We start from the raw sequence: 20,436 nt of genomic DNA, 5'->3' as shown, positions 1-20,436 counted from the left end.
CTGCGATCTTTTGATCTTGCTTGTTCTGCCGGTTGCAATTGCTACTCGGCAATCAACCAATCCATCCGCCACCCACCCTGGGTCTGTCCAAGCTTCTCGGACAACCACGGCAGCAACTCACGCAACTCTTCCTCCAGCCCCCACGGCGGATTGGCAATGGCCAGACCTGACCCGTTCAGGCTGTTCGGCGTATCCAGCGGATGCACCAGCAACTCGACCCGCAACAACTTCGGCGCACCGGTACCGGCCAGGTCCTGATAGAAACGCCGCAACGCACGCTGATCCTTCACCGGGTACCAGATCGCCGCCACAGTCTGGCGCATCCGCCCAACCGCCTCTTTCAAGGACGCCGCGCAGCGCTGCATCTCGTCGAGCTTTTCAAAAGGCGGATCGATCAACATCACCGCCCGCTTCTCCGGTACCGGCAGCAACGCCCGCGGCACATGCCAGCCTTCTCCAAGATGCACCTTGACCCGACGATCACCGGCCATGTTGTCTTTGAGCAGCAAGCCGTCTTCCGGGTGCTTCTCGTTGAGCAACACGCGGTCCTGCGGGCGAGTCAGACGCCGCGCCAACTCCGGCGACCCCGGGTAATAGCGCAACTGGCCATCCGGGTTCATCTCGTGCAGCACCTGCATGTAATCAGCGGTCAGGATCGGCAGATCCGGCTGATCCCACAAACGCGCAATGCCTTCCAGGTACTCACCGGTCCGGCTGGCCTGATCGCCTTGAAGGTCGTACAGGCCAATGCCAGCGTGCGTATCGAGATAGGCAAACGGCTGCTCCTTGCGCGACATCAGGGCGATGAGGCGGGTCAAGGTCAGGTGTTTGAACACATCGGCGTGATTGCCGGCATGGAAGGCGTGGCGATAATTCATGGCTGCTCCTGCGAAGGCCGGCAAGTTTACCTTTTACCGGCCAGCAAGTCAGGGCCTCGCGGCTGAGTGGCCACCCCTCCCCTGTAGGAGATGCCGAAGGCTGCGATCTTTTGATCGTGATCTTAATCTTGTAGCTACACCTACACCCAAGTGCAAAGGCCGACTAGAAAATCTCCATTTCAACCAGAGCTGCGAGGCAGAACATGATCAATAGCAGAACGATCGCAGACCACTGCAATACAATGAGCCTACATCTAAGTGACGAAGGTAGACTCGTTATATCGTCGGCACTGATACGCCCGCGTTCAATGTAGAAATCGGGGAATGTCACAAACCCGGAAATCCCCCCTACCACCATTAATCGCCCCCAAGGCCCACCGCAGCTTAGAGGTGCAAGACTTATAACGGCAGGGCTATTTTTAAAACAGCCCAGCAAGATATTCATCTTTGTATAGGCCAGGTACAGTGTAAATCCAATGCATGCGATGAGCCCTCCGAAATCAACCAGTCCGACTACAAGAAATAATTTATCAGCTGTACTCAAAGTCACTTCACTGCCTCATAATCGTTTGCAGCGATATCCTCACCAACTTTTCATCCTGAACCGTCATGGCCGACGCAACTCCTCCGAGCCCAATATTGTCCAGTCACTCCAGTTCAAAATGTCGGAATCAGTTATTTGAGCACTCCTGATTTCCACAACGTGACGAGTAACGCTAAAGCGGCAAATAGTCCTACAGCGCTCCACATGAGGACGATGAACTTGCGCCTGAGTGAAAGGGGGAAATTTTCTATATCTCCAGCACCGGCGATACCGTGTTTTACAAAAAAGCGGGGAAATGTAACGACGCTGCATACTGAACCCACCAGTTGCAGCTTTCCCCAAGGCCCCTTGTGTATGCGCATAGAAATGGTTATGACTGAAGAACTGTTCTTGAAGGAATTGAGTAGGACGTCAGTTTTTGTGTAGCCAAGGTATAACGCCACCGCGAGCCAGACAAACATGCTAACGAGTACTATTCCACATAAACTGCCAACAACCAGTTCCGCAGTAGTCATTTCAAATTTTCATAGACAATTTCGCCAATTATTTCGCCACCCATCTCACCTAGCGTGCCGCCTGCATAAGTACCAACGCCAACCGCGATGACACTGCACGCCAGCAGACCGACACCTGCTGTCGCCACACCCAGTCCGATACAAAGCCCACCAACTACAGAAGTAGTTAATATTGCACCCGCCATGGCACCACCTGCGATCCCCCCAACAAAATTTCCCGTTTCCGTGAACCTGATTCGCTCACAAGCTTCGGTATTTCCCGCCGAACACACATCCTGCACCTTCATAACCGACGCCCCTCCGCCAATAGCTGTGCCTAGCCAACCACCATATTTGAGGTATTTGGAAGCCCTGGCGGCGCCCTCAAGATGAGTCGAGTATCCCGGAATATGCTGTGCGCTGCCGGCCTCGGTCCAACGGTGAACCAAGCTACGAGTTGAGATACCTAGCGCACGCTTTAAGTTTGGATGATCAGGGAATCCAATACCTTTTCGTGTCAGGCTTGTCATATGAGTATCGAGTTTTGCGAACAGCTGTTGGCGCTCCGCAAAAAAAATCGGTGAATTCAGATGTCCATCTCGTAAAAATGAACGCTGATGAAGCGCTTCGATGTCACTCAGAGTTTTACTGACGTTATCCAGATTGTTTTTGAGAATGCTCGCGCCGACGCCGATTGCGGTCGAGCCATGGCCCAAGAAAGTCTGGATGGCATCACGGTGCTGCACCATGAAATCCGCTTCTTCCGGGCTGAGCGTTTCAAGCACTTGGTTGGTCCTGGCCGCCACGTCCATGAGCAGGGCTTCTTCACGGGTGCACTGGTAGTTGCTCGGATCGCTCAGTACGATCATCGAGCCGGCTTTGACGTCGCGTAGATTGGGATTGAGCAACTTGAATTTGCCCATCACCGCCGGGTCACGCAGGGTGAACAAGGAGGCTTCGAGCTGTTCGCGGGTGGTGCTCTTGGGCACGATGTAGAAGCCTGGTTCCGGGGATGCTGTGCCCAGGGGCACTGGTTTGGGAGTGCTCGACGCAGACGTGAAACCGGCTGATCGTGGTGCCGGATTGCTGGCGAGAGGTGTGGTGGGCTGGGACGCGGCCCTTGTGGTATTGGGCGCAGCACTGTGGTTCGATTCATAAGTGGCGTTGAAAACCGACGGAATCAACCTGGCTCTGCACGGACAGGTGCTGTAGCTGTCTAGCGAGCCCGCCACGATCCTGCCATGACTGTTGATGTAGGAGACGCCTCCCACGATCTTGTACGTTTCGTCGTTTTTTCCGCAGGAAACGCGGTCGCCTTCTCGAGCATGGGCGATACCAAACATCATGACGCGCGTGTCGGCTTCCAAAACCTTGCCGCCGCAAGTGGTCTCGTCACCCAGGCAAATGAAATGTCCTTTGGCCATTGCTGATCCCCCTCTCTTCGGGCGCCCCAGTCATGGAAGGCGCGCCATTGTTAACGATCGATAAGCCGACTCGGGATGAGTGGCTTAACGCAAAGTACGTGGACAGAGAGGAAACTCAATACGGTCGAGAAAATCAGGAAATGCCTTACGATCAATACTGAAAAGGACCACGATTATTGGATGACTAATGACTGTTTTCGGTCCTGGCTTGCCAAAAAAAGGCCCGCACTATCAAGCTGCGAGCCATTTTTTACATGAACGAATTCCGCCCATTGGCGAGGCCTACGCCCCTGCTGAAGGCCGCGCCCGCAACCGCCGCCCGACTACATCCAGCACGTCACAACCATCGCGCAACGGAATGGCGCAGAGCAAGGCAAAGTCGCTGAGGATGAAGGACTCGCACTCGATTGAACCGCGCATGGACAGGTTCTCAAGCACCTGGGTAACTGCTCGGATTCTGTAGTTTGCAGCTTCGGTAAGGATGTCGAGTGGCGCGTGGGTGTCGACGAACAGGGTAGGCATGTCGGTGCAGTTACTGGTCAATGCCATGTAGCGGTTGTCGGGATGGGGGATCGGCTTTTCGTAGGGTGGATCAGGATGAGTCGTTTTCATTTTTTAACCTCTGGTAGAAGCGGGGCTACCATCGGCCTTCCTACAGGCTTGGGTGGCAGCCATACGCGGGGTAGGAATATCGAGACCAGAGAACTCGACCACGCCGAAGCGTGCCCGCGCACAGCCGCCGCAACAGATCTTACGGACGCACGTTAGTGGCCGCAAATCAGTGTCGACGCCAAAGCGTTTCATGGTCTTAACGGGTTCCTACACCCCACCACTGAATAGTCAGTGATCGCCAAAGACTATCCATGAAACCCAAGCACCACCAGTTCATGGAAACCGCTACGTCTTGAAGGAAACGTCCTAGGACCTTGCCCGGAAATTTCGTAGGCCTCCCCCCAAAAAAAACGACCCGCCTCCTGTAGGAGACGGGCCGCTTTTGCGAAAGGTTAGAACCTCAGCTCATCCCAATCACTTGTTCAAACGGAAATCTGCCTCGGCAGCAGCAAAGCGCTGCAGCATGCCGGCAGTCGGCGTGCCCAGTTTGCTGACGATGTAGATCGCCAGGCTGGCGAAGATGAAACCAGGGATGATTTCGTACAGGCCCAGCAGTTCGAAGTGCTTCCAGACGATCACGGTGATCGCGCCGACCAGGATGCCGGCCAGTGCGCCGTTGCGGGTCATGTCTTTCCAGATCACGGAGATCAGCACGACTGGACCGAACGCAGCACCGAAACCAGCCCAGGCGTAGCTCACCAGACCCAGTACGCGGTTTTCCGGATTGGCCGCCATGGCGATGGCGATCAGGGCAACCAGCAGCACCATGGCGCGGCCGACCCAGACCAGTTCAACCTGGGAAGCGGATTTACGCAGGAAGGTCTTGTAGAAGTCTTCGGTCAGGGCGCTCGAGCACACCAGCAGCTGGCAGCTCAGGGTGCTCATGACGGCAGCCAGGATGGCCGACAGCAGTACACCGGCGATCCATGGGTTGAACAGGATTTTCGCCAGTTCGATGAACACACGCTCGTGGTTTTCACTGACTGGCATGGCCACGGCCGGGTTGGCCGAGAAGTAGGCGATACCGAAGAAACCGACAGCCACGGTGCCGCCCAGGCACAGGATCATCCAGGTCATGGAGATGCGACGGGCGTTGGCGATCGACTTCACCGAATCCGCCGCCATGAAGCGCGCCAGGATGTGCGGCTGGCCGAAGTAGCCCAGGCCCCAGCCCATCAGCGAGATGATGCCGATGAAGGTGGTGTTTTTCAGCATGTCGAAGTTGCTTGGATCCTGCGCTTCGATCGCCAGGAACGTGGTGTCTACGCCACCGGTGGCCAGCAGCACGATGATCGGCGTCAGCAACAGGGCGAAGATCATCAGGGTCGCTTGCACGGTGTCAGTCCAGCTGACCGCCAGGAAACCGCCGACGAAGGTGTAGGCAATTGTCGCCGCAGCACCGGCCCACAGTGCAGTCTCGTAGGACATGCCGAAGGTGCTTTCGAACAGGCGGGCGCCGGCCACGATGCCGGAAGCGCAGTAGATGGTGAAGAACACCAGGATCACGACGGCGGAGATGATCCGCAACAGGCCGCTTTTGTCTTCGAAACGGCTGGAGAAGTAGTCCGGCAGGGTCAGCGCATCGCCGTTGTGCTCGGTCTGCACGCGCAGGCGGCCAGCGACGAACAGCCAGTTGAGGTAGGCACCGACGATCAGGCCAATGGCGATCCAGCTTTCGGACAGACCGGACATGTAGATGGCGCCCGGCAGGCCCATCAACAACCAGCCGCTCATGTCGGATGCACCGGCGGACAACGCGGTCACGACGCTGCCCAGGCTACGGCCACCCAGGATGTAGTCGGAAAGGTTGTTGGTGGAGCGATAGGCCATGAAGCCGATCAGCACCATTGCTGCGATGTAGATCACGAACGTGATCAGGGTTGGATTGCTTACGCTCATTTAAGTGATGCCCTGGCTTTGTTTTTATGTAGCTGCGGCTGGTGAACCGCACGCAAACGCTAAGGTTTGACGGACGATCCGGGATCCCGCGCATTTATGACTGATGTTTCCCCAGGAAAGCCATCAGCCGGCACACCGGTCTTATGACTGGTTGCACCTTGGGGCGCGAATGCTATTCAACAAAGCAAATAAGGTGCAACCCATTTCTTGAGAATAAGTTGCACCTAGTCGGAATTTTATTTCATAGCGGGTTTCTTGCTCCTTTTCGGAGCAAGAACAGACACCCTCCAATCCAAAAAGCACCAACCCGATGCAGCACTGACGTACCAGAATTTATTTCCTGACGAACTGCCGTTTATTCCAGCAAAAAAAGGGTTGCACCCGGTTGCACCTCTCTCATCGCGCGGCTAATCTTTGCGCCAGCTGATGCCACGCAGTCGTGGCAAACATGAGGATAAAAACATGGCTACCACCACCCTTGGGGTCAAACTCGACGACCCGACCCGCGAACGCCTCAAGGCTGCCGCGACCTCGATTGATCGCACGCCGCACTGGCTGATCAAGCAGGCAATTTTCAATTACCTGGAAAAACTCGAGGGTGGTGCAACCCTGTCCGAGCTCAACGGCATGGTCCGGGATATTGACGAAGCGGGCGAAGTCCACGTCGACCACGCGCACCAGTGTTTCCTCGAATTCGCCGAGAGCATCCTGCCGCAATCGGTCCTGCGCGCTTCGATCACCGCCGCTTACCGTCGCCCGGAACCCGAAGTGGTGCCGATGCTGATCGAGCAGGCGCGCCTGCCGGCGCCGACGGCTGAAGCCACCAACAAACTCGCCGCTTCGATCGCGGAAAAACTGCGCAATCAGAAGAGCGCTGGCGGCCGCGCAGGGATTGTTCAGGGCCTGCTGCAGGAGTTCTCCCTGTCGTCCCAGGAAGGCGTGGCGCTGATGTGCCTGGCCGAGGCGCTGCTGCGCATTCCGGACAAAGGCACCCGTGACGCGCTGATCCGCGACAAGATCAGCACCGGCAACTGGCACCCGCACCTGGGCAACAGCCCGTCGCTGTTCGTCAACGCTGCGACCTGGGGCCTGCTGCTGACCGGCAAGCTGGTGTCCACGCACAACGAAGCCGGCCTGACTTCGTCCCTGAGCCGCATCATCGGCAAGAGCGGCGAGCCGATGATCCGCAAGGGCGTCGACATGGCCATGCGCCTGATGGGCGAGCAGTTCGTCACCGGCGAAACCATCGCCGAAGCCCTGGCCAACGCCAGCAAGTTCGAAACCAAAGGTTTCCGCTACTCCTACGACATGCTCGGTGAAGCCGCACTGACCGAACACGACGCGCAGAAGTACCTGGCCTCGTACGAACAAGCCATCCACTCGATCGGCAAAGCGTCCCACGGTCGCGGGATTTATGAAGGCCCGGGCATTTCGATCAAGCTGTCCGCCCTGCACCCACGCTACAGCCGCGCCCAGTACGAGCGCGTGATGGACGAGCTGTACCCGCGCCTGCTGTCGCTGACCCTGCTGGCCAAGCAATACGACATTGGCCTGAACATCGACGCCGAAGAAGCCGACCGCCTCGAGCTGTCGCTGGACCTGCTCGAGCGCCTGTGCTTCGAGCCGCAACTGACTGGCTGGAACGGCATCGGTTTCGTGATCCAGGCTTATCAGAAGCGTTGCCCGTACGTGATCGACTACGTGATCGACCTGGCTCGCCGCAGCCGTCATCGCCTGATGATCCGCCTGGTGAAAGGCGCGTACTGGGACAGCGAAATCAAGCGCGCCCAGGTCGAAGGCCTGGAAGGCTACCCGGTGTACACCCGCAAGGTGTACACCGACGTGTCCTACATCGCTTGCGCACGCAAACTGCTGTCGGTGCCGGAAGTCATCTACCCGCAGTTCGCCACGCACAACGCCCACACCCTGTCGGCCATTTATCACATCGCCGGTCAGAACTATTACCCGGGCCAGTACGAGTTCCAGTGCCTGCACGGCATGGGTGAACCGCTGTACGAACAAGTGGTAGGCAAGGTTTCCGAAGGCAAGCTGAACCGTCCGTGCCGCGTGTACGCACCGGTTGGCACCCACGAAACCCTGCTGGCGTACCTGGTACGCCGCCTGCTGGAAAACGGCGCGAACACCTCGTTCGTCAACCGTATTGCCGACCAGTCGATTTCGATCCAGGAACTGGTGGCCGACCCAGTGGCGAGCATCGAGCAGATGGCGACCGTGGAAGGTGGCTTCGGCCTGCCGCACCCGCGCATTCCGCTGCCACGCGACCTGTACGGTTCCGAGCGCGCCAACTCCAGCGGCATAGACATGGCCAACGAACATCGCCTGGCTTCGCTGTCCTGTGCTTTGCTGGCCACCGCGCACAACAACTGGAAGGCCGCGCCGATGCTCGGCTGCGTTTCCAGCACTGAAACCCCTGCGCCAGTGCTGAATCCGTCCGACCTGCGTGACGTGGTTGGCCACGTACAGGAAGCGACCGTCGAAGACGTGGACAACGCGATCCAGTGCGCCCTGAACGCCGCACCGATCTGGCAGGCCACCCCGCCGGCCGAACGCGCCGCGATCCTGGAACGCGCCGCCGACCTGATGGAAGCCGAGATCCAGCCGCTGATGGGCCTGTTGGCTCGCGAAGCCGGCAAGACCTTTGCCAACGCTATCGCCGAAGTGCGTGAAGCCGTGGACTTCCTGCGCTACTACGCAGTGCAGGCGCGCAACGACTTCACAAACGACGCCCACCGCCCTCTGGGCCCTGTGGTGTGCATCAGCCCGTGGAACTTCCCGCTGGCGATCTTCAGTGGCCAAGTGGCTGCGGCACTGGCTGCCGGTAACCCGGTATTGGCCAAGCCTGCGGAACAGACGCCGCTGGTGGCTGCTCAAGCCGTGCGCCTGCTGCTCGAAGCCGGGATTCCGCAAGGCGTGCTGCAACTGCTGCCGGGCCGTGGCGAAACCGTCGGTGCCGGCCTGGTGGGCGACGATCGCGTCAAAGGCGTGATGTTCACCGGCTCCACCGAAGTTGCGCGCCTGCTGCAACGCAACATTGCCGGTCGCCTCGACAGCCAGGGTCGTCCGATTCCGCTGATCGCCGAAACCGGTGGCCAGAACGCGATGATCGTCGATTCTTCGGCACTGACCGAACAAGTGGTGATCGACGTGGTTTCGTCGGCCTTCGACAGCGCCGGCCAGCGTTGCTCGGCCCTGCGCGTGCTGTGCCTGCAGGAAGATTCCGCTGACCGCGTCATCGAAATGCTCAAGGGCGCCATGGCTGAAAGCCGCCTCGGCAACCCTGAGCGCCTGTCCGTGGACATCGGCCCGGTGATCGACGCCGAAGCCAAGGCAGGCATCGAGAAGCACATCCAGGCCATGCGCGACAAAGGTCGCAGCGTGTACCAAGTGGCCATCGCCGACGCCGAAGAAGTCAAACGTGGCACCTTCGTGATGCCGACGCTGATCGAACTGGAAAGCTTCGACGAACTGCAACGGGAGATCTTCGGCCCGGTGCTGCACGTGGTTCGCTACAAGCGCAAGGACATCGATCAACTGATCGCCCAGATCAACGCTTCCGGCTACGGCCTGACGCTGGGCGTGCACACCCGTATCGACGAGACCATCGCCAAGGTGATCGACAACGTCAATGCCGGTAACGTCTACGTCAACCGTAACATCGTGGGTGCCGTGGTCGGCGTACAACCGTTCGGCGGCGAAGGCCTGTCGGGTACCGGCCCGAAAGCCGGTGGTCCGCTGTACCTGTACCGCCTGCTTTCGACTCGTCCTACCGATGCGATCGAACAATCCTTCGCCCGTGGCGATGCGATTGCCGCACCGGACGTTCGTCTGCGTGACGCCATGGGCAAACCGCTGACCGCCCTGAAAGCCTGGGCTGACAGCAACAAGTTTGCCGACCTGAGCACCCTGTGCGTGCAGTTCGCCGCGCAAGCGCAAAGCGGTATCACCCGCTTGCTGGCCGGCCCGACCGGCGAGCGCAACAGCTACGCGATCCTGCCGCGTGAGCACGTACTGTGCCTGGCGGAAGTCGAAGGCGACCTGCTGACGCAATTGGCTGCGGTACTGGCTGTCGGCGGTTCGGCGGTATGGCCGGAAGCTGAACTGACCAAGGCCTTGCTCGCCCGTCTGCCGAAAGACATTCAGGCACGCATCAAGCTGGTTGCCGACTGGAACAAGGACGAAGTGGTGATCGATGCGGTTCTGCATCACGGCCACTCCGACCAGTTGCGTGCGGTTTGCCAGCAGGTTGCCAAGCGTGCCGGCGCGATTGTCGGGGTTCAGGGCTTGTCGCAAGGTGAGACCAATATTGCGTTGGAGCGCCTGGTGATCGAGCGTGCGTTGAGCGTTAACACCGCTGCGGCGGGTGGTAATGCCAGCCTGATGACCATCGGTTAAACAGAAGTAAAGCCGGGTGACTGCGATGGTTGCCCGGCGTTGTCAGAAGCAAGATCAAAAGATCGCAGCCTTCGGCAGCTCCTACATTTGGAATGCATTTCACTGTAGGAGCTGCCGAAGGCTGCGATCTTTTGCTTCTCCATCACCAAGATCAATCATCCTGTTCACCCTCCATTCCCACGCCTAGACTCGGCCCATCCCAATAAAAGGTAGGCCGCCATGTCCGAGACGTTGCTCAGTTCCCGCAATCTGGCTTTCGAGCTGTATGAAGTCCTCGATGCCGAGGGCCTGACCCAGCGTGAGCGTTTCGCCGAACACAATCGCGAAACCTTCGATGCCGCCCTCGGCACCGCCCGCAACATCGCCGAGAAGTTCTTCGCCCCGCACAACCGCAAGGGTGACGAGAACGAGCCGCGCTATGAAAACGGCCAGGCAATCCTGATTCCGGAAGTGAAACCGGCGGTGGATGCCTTCCTCGAAGCCGGCTTCCTCAACGCCGCACGCAGTTTCGATGCCGGCGGCATGCAACTTCCTACCCTGCTGTCGCAAGCCTGCTTCGCGCACTTTCAATCGGCCAACGCCGCATCGACTTCGTACCCGTTCCTGACCATGGGCGCAGCGAATCTGATTGAAAGTTTCGGTACCGAGGAGCAGAAACGCCGCTTCCTGCAGCCGATGATCGACGGCCGTTTCTTTGGCACCATGGCCCTGACCGAACCTCACGCGGGCTCGTCGCTGTCGGATATTCGTACACGGGCTGAGCCGGCATCCGACGGCACCTATCGACTCAAGGGCAACAAGATCTTCATCTCCGGCGGCGACCACCCGCTGTCGGAAAACATCGTGCACATGGTGCTGGCCAAGCTGCCGGATGCACCCGCCGGTGTGAAGGGTATTTCGTTGTTCATCGTGCCCAAGTTCCTGGTCAACGAGGACGGCAGCCTCGGCAAGCGCAACGACGTACTGCTGGCCGGGCTGTTCCACAAGATGGGCTGGCGCGGCACCACCTCCACCGCGCTGAACTTCGGCGATAACGGCGATTGTGTGGGCTATCTGGTAGGCAAGCCGCACCATGGCCTGAGCTACATGTTCCAGATGATGAACGAGGCGCGCATCGGCGTCGGCATGGGCGCGGTGATGCTCGGTTACGCCGGCTACCTCTACTCGCTGGAATACGCCCGTGAACGTCCCCAGGGGCGCGTGCCCGACAGCAAGGACCCGAACACCGCACCGGTGGCGATCATCCAGCACGCCGACGTCAAACGCATGTTGCTGACGCAAAAAGCCTACGTCGAAGGCTCCTTCGACCTCGGCCTGTACTCGGCGCGGCTGTTCGATGACACCACCACACTTGCGACCGAAGCCGAACGCAAGCAGGCCCATGAACTGCTGGACTTGCTGACCCCGATCGTCAAATCCTGGCCGTCGGAGTTCTGCCTGAAGGCCAACGAACTGGCGATCCAGATCCTCGGCGGCCACGGTTATACCCGTGAATACCCGGTGGAACAGTACTACCGCGACAACCGCCTGAACCCGATCCACGAAGGCACCCACGGCATTCAGTCGCTGGATCTGCTGGGGCGCAAACTGGCGCAGAACGGTGGCGCGGGGCTCAAGCAATTGATCCGCTTGATCGCCGACACCGCTGAGCGCGCACAGGCCCATGAATCGCTGAGCGCATTGCGTGAACCGCTGGAGAAACTGGTGGCGCGCCTGCAAACCGTGACCATTGACCTACTGACGGACCTGGCCCAGGGCAAGGTCAACAGCAGCCTGGCGAACTCGGCGCTGTACCTGAAAGTGTTCGGCCACACGGTGATTGGCTGGCGCTGGCTGGAACAGGCGATTCGTGCCGAGGAAGGGCTGGCCAATGGGAATGCGGCGGATGTGGGCTTCTATAAAGGTAAGTTGCAGGCGGCGCGGTACTTCCTGACGTGGGAAGTGCCGGCTTGCCACCATGAGTTGGCGATTCTTGAGGCGCGGGATGATGTTTGCCTGGGCATGCAGGATGAGTGGTTCTGATCCAACTTCTATGGAGTAGCTGAAATCCAATCGCGAGCAGGCTCGCTCCTACAAGGGAATTGCGTTCCAAATGTAGGAGTGAGCCTGCTCGCGATGGCGCCAGCACAGACAACACATCAGCTGAGTTTGAACCCACCCATCTGCCGCGCCAGATCATCCGCCAACCGCTGCAACGTCTGGCAATCCTCCCGACAAGCCCTGACCTCCCCCGCCGTCGCCCGCGCCAGATCGGAAATCCCCTGCACGTTGCGGTTGATCTCCTCGGTCACCGCCGACTGCTCTTCTGTCGCCGTCGCCACCTGGTGGTTCATGTCGCTGATGTGTTCGACCTGCCCGGTAATCGCCGCTAACGAAGCCCCAGTGCGCTGACTCGACTCCACCCCCGTGCCCGTCGCCGCTTGCCCGGTGTGCATCGACGACACCGCATTCTCCGCGCCCTGCTTGAGGCTGCCGATCATCTGCTGGATTTCATCGGTGGAAGCCTGCGTACGTCGAGCCAACGTACGCACTTCATCGGCAACCACCGCAAACCCGCGCCCCATATCCCCGGCCCGCGCTGCCTCAATCGCAGCGTTAAGCGCCAGCAGGTTGGTCTGTTCGGAAATCCCGCGAATCACCGCCAGCACCTGATCAATCGATGCCACCTGATCTGCCAGTTCGGCAACGGCGCTGGCGGCGACACCGATTTCGTCAGACATGCTTTCAATGTGACGGATCGAACCGCCGACCACCTCCCGCGCCTGCATGGCTTCATCTCGGGCGTTTTGCGAAGCGACTGCCGCGTTGCCGGCATTTTGCGCAATTTCCTGCACGGTCAGGCCCATTTCATGGACAGCAGTGGCAACCATGTCCGTCATCTCCTGCTGGCGCCCGGAACGCTCAGCGGTGTTGTCCACCACCCGCGCCACCTGGCCGACGGCGGTACGCAAGCGTTCGCTGGTGGCCAGTACTTCACCGATCATCTCGCGCTGGCTGTCGAGGAATCGATTGAAGCCGCGTGCCAGGCCACCGAGTTCATCGGCGCGGCTGGAATCTAACCGGTGGGTCAAATCTCCACCACCGCTACCGATAGCTACCAGCGCCGCTGTTACCTGACGAATCGGTCGTACCAACCCACGGGCCAGCAATACCACCAGCAACAGGCACACCAGGGCCACCGCCAGGCCAATTGCGCCACTCATCCACATGGCGCGACGGGCTTCGGCGTAGATCTGCGACTGTGGCACTTCGGCCACCAGGGTCCAGCCCAGATCACGAAGGGGCAGGCTCAATGCCAGGAAATCTTCGTCATCGCGCACAAACGCAGACGTCTTGGAGGTAGACAGCTGGCCCATCACGGCTTGCGCAGCCGGCTCGCCGATCTGTTCTGCCAAGGTACGCTTGCCGCTGAGTTGCGCCTCGGGATGGACCTGGATCAAACCATCGGAGCGCACGAGATAGACCTTGCCACGCTCACCGAAACTGAAGTTGTGGATCAGCTCGGACAGCTCTTTCATGCTCAGGCCCAGCCCGGCAACGCCCACGACCTTCCCGGCCTTCTCGACTTTAAGGTCGATGAAAAGCGCCAATTCTCCGGTGGCCGCATCGTTGTCGATATTGAGGGTGCGCGGCTGGTCGCTGTCGAGGAACGTATAGAACCAGGCGTCTTTGGGATTGGAACGACTGAGGGTCCGGTCCAGGCCCTTTTCGTTGAAGTAATGGTTGGACGCCGTGCCCACCATCAACGCGGTAAAGGCTTTGTGTTCGGCGCGCACGCCTTCAAGGTAAGTGGTGAATGTGCCGGTCTGGGCACTGTCTTCACCCGCGGCCAGCCAGTCACGCACCATGCTGTTGCTGGCGATGTCCTTGGCGGCGGTGAGGGGTTGCACGAGAATGCGTTCGATGTCGTTGCGCATCGCTTCGATGCTCGACGGCAGTGCCTGCTCGACCAGATAGCGCTGGGCGAGGCGGTTGACCACTAGGGTATAAACGCCAACCACGATCAGAATGCTGACCAGCAGGGCGGTGCCCATGCTCAGGATCAACTGCCACTGAATACCGCGTCGCCAGAACTGCATGGAGCACCCCCAAAGAATAAGAGGCTGAAACACTGCAACAGCCGTGCCGATTGTATACAACTAAACCGACAATTTATTCTTTGGTTGTGCGCAAAGCCGATCAGGCCTGATTGATCGTCTTGGAGATCACTTCAACCGTGGCGCTGACTTGCTCTTGGTAACGGTCGAGTTCCTGCTTGTGGCGCTTTTGCATTTCGATCTGCTGGGAACACAGATTCATTGCCGCCAGCACCAGCAGTCGGTCACCGATCAGGGTCGGGTACTTCTTCTTGGTGTCGGCCAGCGCAGCCTTCAACATCAATGCGGCGTCCAGCAGGGTCTGTTCTTCCCCGGCCGGAGCCCTGATCGAATAGTCCTCCCCCAGGATCGAGACGACTTTTACCCCTGCGCCGTAACTCATGCGCCGACAGGGCCAGCGCTGACGCGCTCAACCAGGGCCTGGATGCGTGCCACGGTGGCGCCTTGTTTCTCTTCCTGTTCCATCAGGCTCAGTTGCAGGCTTTCGTTTTCATCCTTGGCCTGGGCCAGTTCGGCGCTCAGGGTCTGGTTAGTGCTGACCAAGGTCTGGTTTTGTTGCACCAGATCGCTGACCAGTTGTTCCAATTGGCTTAGGGATGCTTCCAACATTTTGATTTTCCGGGCATTTTCAAAGGGCGCGTACGATAAAGAAAAGTCACGGTGGATGCCAGGGTTATACGGGCGCAAGGCCTTGATTTTCCTGACCAGTGACCATTCTCGCGAACTGTAGAGACTGTGATTGGCCCATCTGGTTCCTGCACTTCGTCGCCGTGGCGCAAATCAACGAACTTCGACCGACCGCTCCTGCAAAGCTTTTTGACAGCATCACAATTCAACAGGTTAGAATCGATGGCACGCAGACTGCATGGTCAGTTTGTGCCCGCCTTTCAGCCTTTCCGGAGTACTGCCTTTGAATGCGACGACCATCAACAGCCTGTTCTTGATCGGCGCGTTGCTGGTAGGTGCGAGCATTCTGGTGAGTTCACTTTCATCGCGCCTCGGCATCCCGATCCTGGTGATCATCCTGGCCGTGGGCATGGCGGCCGGCGTCGATGGCGGCGGCATTATCTTCGACAATTACCCCACCGCTTATCTGGTCGGCAACCTGGCACTGGCGGTGATCCTGCTGGACGGCGGCTTGCGTACCCGCGTATCGAGTTTCCGCGTGGCGTTATGGCCGGCGCTATCGCTGGCCACGGTTGGGGTGTTGATCACCACCGGGTTGACCGGCATGGCCGCGGCCTGGCTGTTCGATTTGAACCTGATCCAGGGCCTGCTGATCGGCGCCATTGTCGGCTCCACCGACGCCGCGGCAGTGTTTTCGCTGCTGGGCGGCAAGGGCCTGAACGAACGGGTAACCGCCAGCCTGGAAATCGAATCCGGCAGCAACGACCCGATGGCGGTGTTCCTCACCGTGACCCTGATCGACATGCTTGCCAGTGGCCAGACGGGCCTGCACTGGAGCCTGCTGACCCACCTGCTGCGCGAGTTCGGCATCGGTGGCGTCATCGGCCTGGGCGGTGGCTGGCTGATGCTGCAACTGGTCAACCGGATCAACCTGGCCACCGGCCTCTATCCCATCCTGGTCATTGCCGGTGGCCTGGTGGTGTTCGCCCTGACCAACGCTCTGCACGGCAGCGGCTTTCTGGCGGTGTACCTGTGCGGCCTGGTTATCGGTAACCGGCCGGTGCGCAGCCGCCACGGCATCCTGCACATGCTCGACGGCATGGCCTGGCTGGCGCAGATCGGCATGTTCCTGGTGCTGGGGCTGCTGGTCACGCCCCACGACCTGTTGCCGATTGCCCTGCCGGCGCTGGGACTGGCGCTGTGGATGATCCTGTTTGCCCGGCCGTTGTCGGTGATGGTCGGCCTGCTACCGTTCAAGGCATTCCACGGGCGCGAGAAGGCGTTCATTTCCTGGGTTGGATTGCGCGGCGCAGTTCCGATCATTCTGGCGGTGTTCCCGCTGATGGCTGGCCTGCCCAACGCCCAGCTGTACTTCAACCTCGCCTTCTTCATCGTGCTGGTGTCGCTGCTGGTGCAGGGCACGAGCCTGCCGTGGATCGCCAAACTGCTGAAGGTGACGGTGCCACCGGAGCCTGCGCCAATTTCCCGCTCGGCCCTGGAAGTGCACGTCACCAGCGAATGGGAGCTGTTCGTTTACCGCCTCGGTGCCGAAAAATGGTGCATCGGTTCGCACCTTCGCGAGCTGAAAATGCCCGAAGGTACCCGTATCGCTGCCCTGTTTCGTGGCGAACAACTGCTCCATCCGTCGGGTAGTACGGTGCTCGAAGTCGATGATTTGCTGTGTGTTATTGGCCATGAACACAACCTGCCGGCCCTTGGAAAACTGTTCAGCCAGGCACCGCAACGGGGTCTCGATTTGCGCTTCTTCGGTGACTTCGTACTCGAAGGAGACGCCCAGCTGGCCGCGGTTGCCGCCCTGTACGGGTTGAAGGTCGAAGGCATCGATCCGGACATGTCTCTGGGGCACTTCATTGCCCAGAAGGTTGGGGGTGCACCCGTGGTCGGTGACCAGGTTGAATGGAACAACACCATCTGGACCGTTGCGGTCATGGAGGGGAACAAGATCGGCAAAGTGGGCGTCAGATTCCCCGAAGGAAGTCGCCCGGGTCCTGGACTCTTCCTCTAAACTCCACTCTTCGCCTCGTATTTGATCGGTCTTTATGTCAAGCCTGCGCACCTTTTTCGTCATGGTCCTGTTGGGCCTGAGCCTCTCCGTCGGCACGCTGCAAGCCGCCGAACCACCCACCCGCGAATCCGTGCAGGCGAGCCTGGACAAGATCGCCGACCGCAAACTGCCGGAAGCCGATCAAAAGGCCCTGCAGTCCGTCCTGCAAAGCACGCTGACACAGCTCAACAACAAGCGCGATTACGAGCAGAAGCTGGTCGACCTCAAGCAACAACTGGCCAGCGCGCCCAAACTGACCATCGAGAACCAGCGTGAGCTGGCCCGCCTGAAGGCCAGCAGCGTGGTGCCGGTCGCGCAACGTTTTGCCAAAGAGTCGATCCAGCAACTTGAGCAACTGCTCACCGAACGTGCGACCCAGCAAAGCGATCTGCAAAAAGCCCTGGGCGACGCCAACAGCCTGATCATTACCGCCCAGACTCGCCCCGAACGTGCCCAAGCGGAAATTTCCGCCAGCCAGACGCGCATCCAGCAGATCAACAACATCCTCAAGGCCGGCAAAGACGCCGGCAAGACCCTGAGTGCCGAGCAGCGCGACCAGCTCAATGCCGAGCTCACGGCATTGAACGCTCTGATCCCGCTGCGCCGCCAGGAGCTGGCGGGCAATACCCAGCTGCAAGACCTGGGTAACAGCCAGCATGATCTGTTGACGGAAAAGTCCGATCGCCTGGATCAGGAAATTCAAGAACTGCAAAACCTGATCAACCAGAAGCGCCTCGCACAGTCTCAGGAAACGGTCACCCAGCAATCGATCGAAGCACAGAAGGCCGGTGGCAGCAGCCTGCTGGCTGTCGAAAGCACGGCCAACCTGAAGCTCTCGGACTACCTGCTCAAAAGCACCGACCGTCTCAATGAAGTCACGCAGAAGAACCTGCAAACCAAGCAACAACTGGACAGCCTGACCCAGAGCGATTCCGCCCTGGACGAGCAGATCAACGTGCTCAAAGGCAGCCTGCTGCTCTCCAAGATTCTCTACAAGCAGAAACAAGCCTTGCCACGCCTTCGGGTCGACCGTGACCTGGCGGACCAGATCGCCGATATCCGCCTGTATCAGTTCGAGGTCAGCCAGCAACGGGAGCTGCTCAGCAACCCGGCGACCTACGTCGACAACCTGCTGTCGACCCAGCCGCCCGAGCAGGTCACGCCACAGCTGCGCAAAACCCTGCTGGAACTGGCCACCACCCGTGCCGACCTGCTGGAACGACTGAATCGCGAACTGAGTGCAGTACTCAACGAATCCATCACCCTGCAACTCAACCAGAAGCAACTGCTCAGCACTGCGCAAAGCCTGCGGGCGACACTTGATGAGCAGATGTTCTGGATTCCCAGCAACAAGCCGCTGGATGTGGAGTGGTTTCGTACTGTGCCGGAGCGCCTGAGCCGTCAGGTCGATAGCCTGCCCTGGGCTTCGAGCCTGAGCGAATTGGTCGACGGCCTGACCCAACGCCCACTGTTGTTCCTGCCGCTGGCACTGCTGATTGGCGCACTGCTATGGCGACGCAAGCAGCTGTATGCCCGCCTGAACAAAGTCCACCAGGACATCGGACACTTCAAGCGTGACAGCCAGTGGCACACGCCCCAGGCGATTTTGATCAACATCCTGCTGGCAATGCCGGTGTCCCTGGGCCTCGCCTTGTGTGGCCTGGCCCTGCAAATCGACGCCCGCGGGCAAAACGCGAGCATGGGCGCGGCATTGCTGCAAATGGCCGGAGCCTGGCTGGTGTTCTACACCGCCTACCGAATCCTTGCGCCGGCTGGCGTGGCGGAACTGCACTTCCGCTGGGAAAAACCCCAGGTGGAGTTCCTGCGCGGTTGGGTCCGTCGCCTTGGCATGGTGGTGATGGCGCTGGTCACCGTGGTGGCGGTGGCGGAACTGCAACCGGCGGCACTGGCCGATGACGTGCTCGGCATGCCGGTGGTGCTGATCTGCTACGCCTTGATGACCTGGCTGCTCAGTCGCTTGCTGATCAGCAGCCCGACCCACGAAAACGCCTCGTTGTTCCGCAAGGCCCTGGGCATCGTGTTTACCGCGCTGCCTATCGCGTTGTTCGTGGCCGTGTGCTTCGGCTACTACTACACCGCGCTCAAACTCAGTGACCGGCTGATCAACACCCTTTACCTGCTGATGTTCTGGCTGGTAATCGAAGCGACCTTCGTGCGCGGCCTGAGCGTGGCGGCACGCCGCCTGGCTTACCAGCGCGCCCTGGCCAAACGCCAGGCGGCGAAAGAGGCCGGCGACGGCGAAGCGGTCATTGAAGAACCCACGATGGACATCGAAAAGGTCAATGAACAGTCCCTGCGCCTGATCCGCCTGGCGCTGCTGGGCGGCTTCATCGCTGCGCTGTATTGGGTCTGGGCCGACCTGATCACGGTGTTCTCGTACCTGGACAACGTCACCCTCTACGAATACACCAGCGGCACCGGCGCCAACATGAGCATGGTGCCGATCAGCATCGGCGACATGCTCGGCGCGCTGATCATCATCGGCATCACCTTTGCCCTGGCGCGTAACTTGCCGGGTCTGCTGGAAGTGTTCGTGCTGTCGAAGCTGAACCTGGCCCAGGGCAGCGCCTATGCCACCACCACGTTGCTGTCCTACGTGATCGCCGGTATCGGTTTCGTCTCCACCCTGTCGACCCTCGGCGTGAGCTGGGACAAGTTGCAATGGCTGGTCGCGGCGCTCTCGGTCGGCCTCGGCTTCGGTATGCAGGAGATCTTCGCCAACTTCATCTCCGGCATCATGATCCTGTTCGAACGCCCGGTGCGCATCGGTGACACCATCACCATCGGCAACCTGTCTGGCACGGTGAGCAAGATCCGCATTCGCGCCACCACCATCACCGACTTTGACCGCAAGGACATCATTGTCCCGAACAAGACGTTCATTACCGGACAACTGATCAACTGGTCGCTGACCGACACCATCACCCGCGTGACGCTCAAGCTTGGGGTCGATTACGGCTCGGACCTGGACCTGGTGAAAGAGCTGCTGTTGAAAGCCGCACGGGAAAATCCGCGGGTGCTCAAGGAACCCGAGCCGCACGTGTACTTCCTGAACTTCGGCGAAAGCACCCTCGACCACGAGTTGCGCATGCATGTACGCGACCTCGGCGACCGCAACCCGGTGCTCGATGAGGTCAACCGCTTCATCAACCGCGAGTTCAAGAAGCAGCACATCAACATCTCGTTCCGCCAGATGGAGGTCTACCTGAAGAATCTCCACGGCCAGGAATACAAGATGGTGCCGATCGAACCGGAAGCGAAAACCATCGTGCCACTGGTCGACGGCAAACCGGCGCAAGAACCGCCTGCCGCCAAACTCGACTAACCGGCCATTCCCCAGCAGAATGCTCGGACATTCTGCT

General features: G+C 59.6%; 12 protein-coding genes and 1 pseudogene. 4 read left to right on the top strand and 9 right to left on the bottom strand.

The window, feature by feature from the left end; genetic code table 11:
• Nucleotides 1-41: 41 nt before the first annotated feature.
• The 5 genes from PMI35_RS19815 to putP form a co-directional block, all read right to left on the bottom strand.
• A complete protein-coding gene (locus PMI35_RS19815; protein ID WP_008058214.1) occupies nucleotides 42-878 on the bottom strand; it encodes a 23S rRNA (adenine(2030)-N(6))-methyltransferase RlmJ in 837 nt (278 codons plus the stop codon).
• A 675-nt stretch (nucleotides 879-1,553) separates the two neighbouring features.
• Nucleotides 1,554-1,937 carry a hypothetical protein gene (locus tag PMI35_RS0132520; RefSeq protein WP_032831514.1) on the bottom strand — a complete coding sequence of 128 codons (384 nt, stop codon included), beginning with the start codon at nucleotides 1,935-1,937 and terminating at the stop codon, nucleotides 1,554-1,556.
• Complete coding sequence (locus tag PMI35_RS19820) at nucleotides 1,934-3,340, bottom strand: PAAR domain-containing protein (RefSeq protein WP_008058213.1); 1,407 nt, start codon at nucleotides 3,338-3,340, stop codon at nucleotides 1,934-1,936. Before PMI35_RS19820 ends, PMI35_RS0132520 begins: the two co-directional genes overlap by 4 nt.
• Before the next feature lie 282 nt (nucleotides 3,341-3,622).
• Nucleotides 3,623-3,952: a hypothetical protein gene (locus tag PMI35_RS19825; RefSeq protein ID WP_008058212.1), complete on the bottom strand. Its 330-nt coding sequence runs from the start codon at nucleotides 3,950-3,952 to the stop codon at nucleotides 3,623-3,625.
• 414 nt (nucleotides 3,953-4,366) lie between these two features.
• Nucleotides 4,367-5,851: a sodium/proline symporter PutP gene (putP, locus tag PMI35_RS19830; protein ID WP_008058211.1), complete on the bottom strand. Its 1,485-nt coding sequence runs from the start codon at nucleotides 5,849-5,851 to the stop codon at nucleotides 4,367-4,369.
• A 462-nt stretch (nucleotides 5,852-6,313) separates the two neighbouring features.
• Here putP and putA point away from each other — a divergent pair, with 462 nt between their 5' ends.
• Together putA and PMI35_RS19840 are read left to right on the top strand one after the other, a co-directional pair.
• On the top strand, nucleotides 6,314-10,264 hold the full coding sequence (gene putA, locus PMI35_RS19835; RefSeq protein ID WP_008058210.1) for a trifunctional transcriptional regulator/proline dehydrogenase/L-glutamate gamma-semialdehyde dehydrogenase: 3,951 nt from the start codon (nucleotides 6,314-6,316) through the stop codon (nucleotides 10,262-10,264).
• A 219-nt stretch (nucleotides 10,265-10,483) separates the two neighbouring features.
• Nucleotides 10,484-12,286: an acyl-CoA dehydrogenase gene (locus PMI35_RS19840; protein WP_008058209.1), complete on the top strand. Its 1,803-nt coding sequence runs from the start codon at nucleotides 10,484-10,486 to the stop codon at nucleotides 12,284-12,286.
• Nucleotides 12,287-12,402: 116 nt separating this feature from the next.
• Here PMI35_RS19840 and PMI35_RS35885 read toward each other — a convergent pair whose 3' ends face one another.
• From PMI35_RS35885 to PMI35_RS19855, 4 genes and pseudogenes are all read right to left on the bottom strand, one after another.
• Nucleotides 12,403-13,134 carry a methyl-accepting chemotaxis protein gene (locus PMI35_RS35885; protein ID WP_443217056.1) on the bottom strand — a complete coding sequence of 244 codons (732 nt, stop codon included), beginning with the start codon at nucleotides 13,132-13,134 and terminating at the stop codon, nucleotides 12,403-12,405.
• Nucleotides 13,135-13,266: 132 nt separating this feature from the next.
• Nucleotides 13,267-14,298 (bottom strand): annotated as a pseudogene (locus tag PMI35_RS35880) (HAMP domain-containing protein); the annotation flags it as partial.
• A 145-nt stretch (nucleotides 14,299-14,443) separates the two neighbouring features.
• A complete protein-coding gene (locus PMI35_RS19850; protein WP_008058206.1) occupies nucleotides 14,444-14,743 on the bottom strand; it encodes a cell division protein ZapA in 300 nt (99 codons plus the stop codon).
• Nucleotides 14,740-14,970, bottom strand: coding sequence for a hypothetical protein (locus tag PMI35_RS19855; protein WP_008058204.1), 231 nt, complete (start codon nucleotides 14,968-14,970; stop codon nucleotides 14,740-14,742). The genes PMI35_RS19850 and PMI35_RS19855 overlap by 4 nt, the downstream gene beginning before the upstream one ends.
• Nucleotides 14,971-15,271: 301 nt before the next feature.
• On the opposite strand from PMI35_RS19855, the gene PMI35_RS19860 reads away from it, so the two are divergent.
• Both PMI35_RS19860 and mscK read left to right on the top strand, forming a co-directional pair.
• On the top strand, nucleotides 15,272-17,014 hold the full coding sequence (locus PMI35_RS19860; protein ID WP_008058202.1) for a potassium/proton antiporter: 1,743 nt from the start codon (nucleotides 15,272-15,274) through the stop codon (nucleotides 17,012-17,014).
• Nucleotides 17,015-17,048: 34 nt separating this feature from the next.
• Nucleotides 17,049-20,399 carry a mechanosensitive channel MscK gene (mscK, locus tag PMI35_RS19865; protein WP_008058191.1) on the top strand — a complete coding sequence of 1,117 codons (3,351 nt, stop codon included), beginning with the start codon at nucleotides 17,049-17,051 and terminating at the stop codon, nucleotides 20,397-20,399.
• Nucleotides 20,400-20,436 lie beyond the last annotated feature (37 nt).

This window comes from Pseudomonas sp. GM78 (assembly GCF_000282475.1).
In the GTDB taxonomy this organism is placed as follows: domain Bacteria; phylum Pseudomonadota; class Gammaproteobacteria; order Pseudomonadales; family Pseudomonadaceae; genus Aquipseudomonas.
This window is presented reverse-complemented; position numbering and strand designations above follow the sequence as displayed.

Excerpts from the sequence above, each read along its gene's own strand:
- PMI35_RS19815 (WP_008058214.1), bottom strand. The coding sequence starts at position 878 with ATGAATTATCGCCACGCCTTCCATGCCGGCAATCACGCCGATGTGTTC.
- PMI35_RS0132520 (WP_032831514.1), bottom strand. The coding sequence starts at position 1,937 with ATGACTACTGCGGAACTGGTTGTTGGCAGTTTATGTGGAATAGTACTC.
- PMI35_RS19820 (WP_008058213.1), bottom strand. The coding sequence starts at position 3,340 with ATGGCCAAAGGACATTTCATTTGCCTGGGTGACGAGACCACTTGCGGC.
- PMI35_RS19825 (WP_008058212.1), bottom strand. The coding sequence starts at position 3,952 with ATGAAAACGACTCATCCTGATCCACCCTACGAAAAGCCGATCCCCCAT.
- putP (WP_008058211.1), bottom strand. The coding sequence starts at position 5,851 with ATGAGCGTAAGCAATCCAACCCTGATCACGTTCGTGATCTACATCGCA.
- putA (WP_008058210.1), top strand. The coding sequence starts at position 6,314 with ATGGCTACCACCACCCTTGGGGTCAAACTCGACGACCCGACCCGCGAA.
- PMI35_RS19840 (WP_008058209.1), top strand. The coding sequence starts at position 10,484 with ATGTCCGAGACGTTGCTCAGTTCCCGCAATCTGGCTTTCGAGCTGTAT.
- PMI35_RS35885 (WP_443217056.1), bottom strand. The coding sequence starts at position 13,134 with ATGGTTGCCACTGCTGTCCATGAAATGGGCCTGACCGTGCAGGAAATT.
- PMI35_RS19850 (WP_008058206.1), bottom strand. The coding sequence starts at position 14,743 with ATGAGTTACGGCGCAGGGGTAAAAGTCGTCTCGATCCTGGGGGAGGAC.
- PMI35_RS19855 (WP_008058204.1), bottom strand. The coding sequence starts at position 14,970 with ATGTTGGAAGCATCCCTAAGCCAATTGGAACAACTGGTCAGCGATCTG.
- mscK (WP_008058191.1), top strand. The coding sequence starts at position 17,049 with ATGTCAAGCCTGCGCACCTTTTTCGTCATGGTCCTGTTGGGCCTGAGC.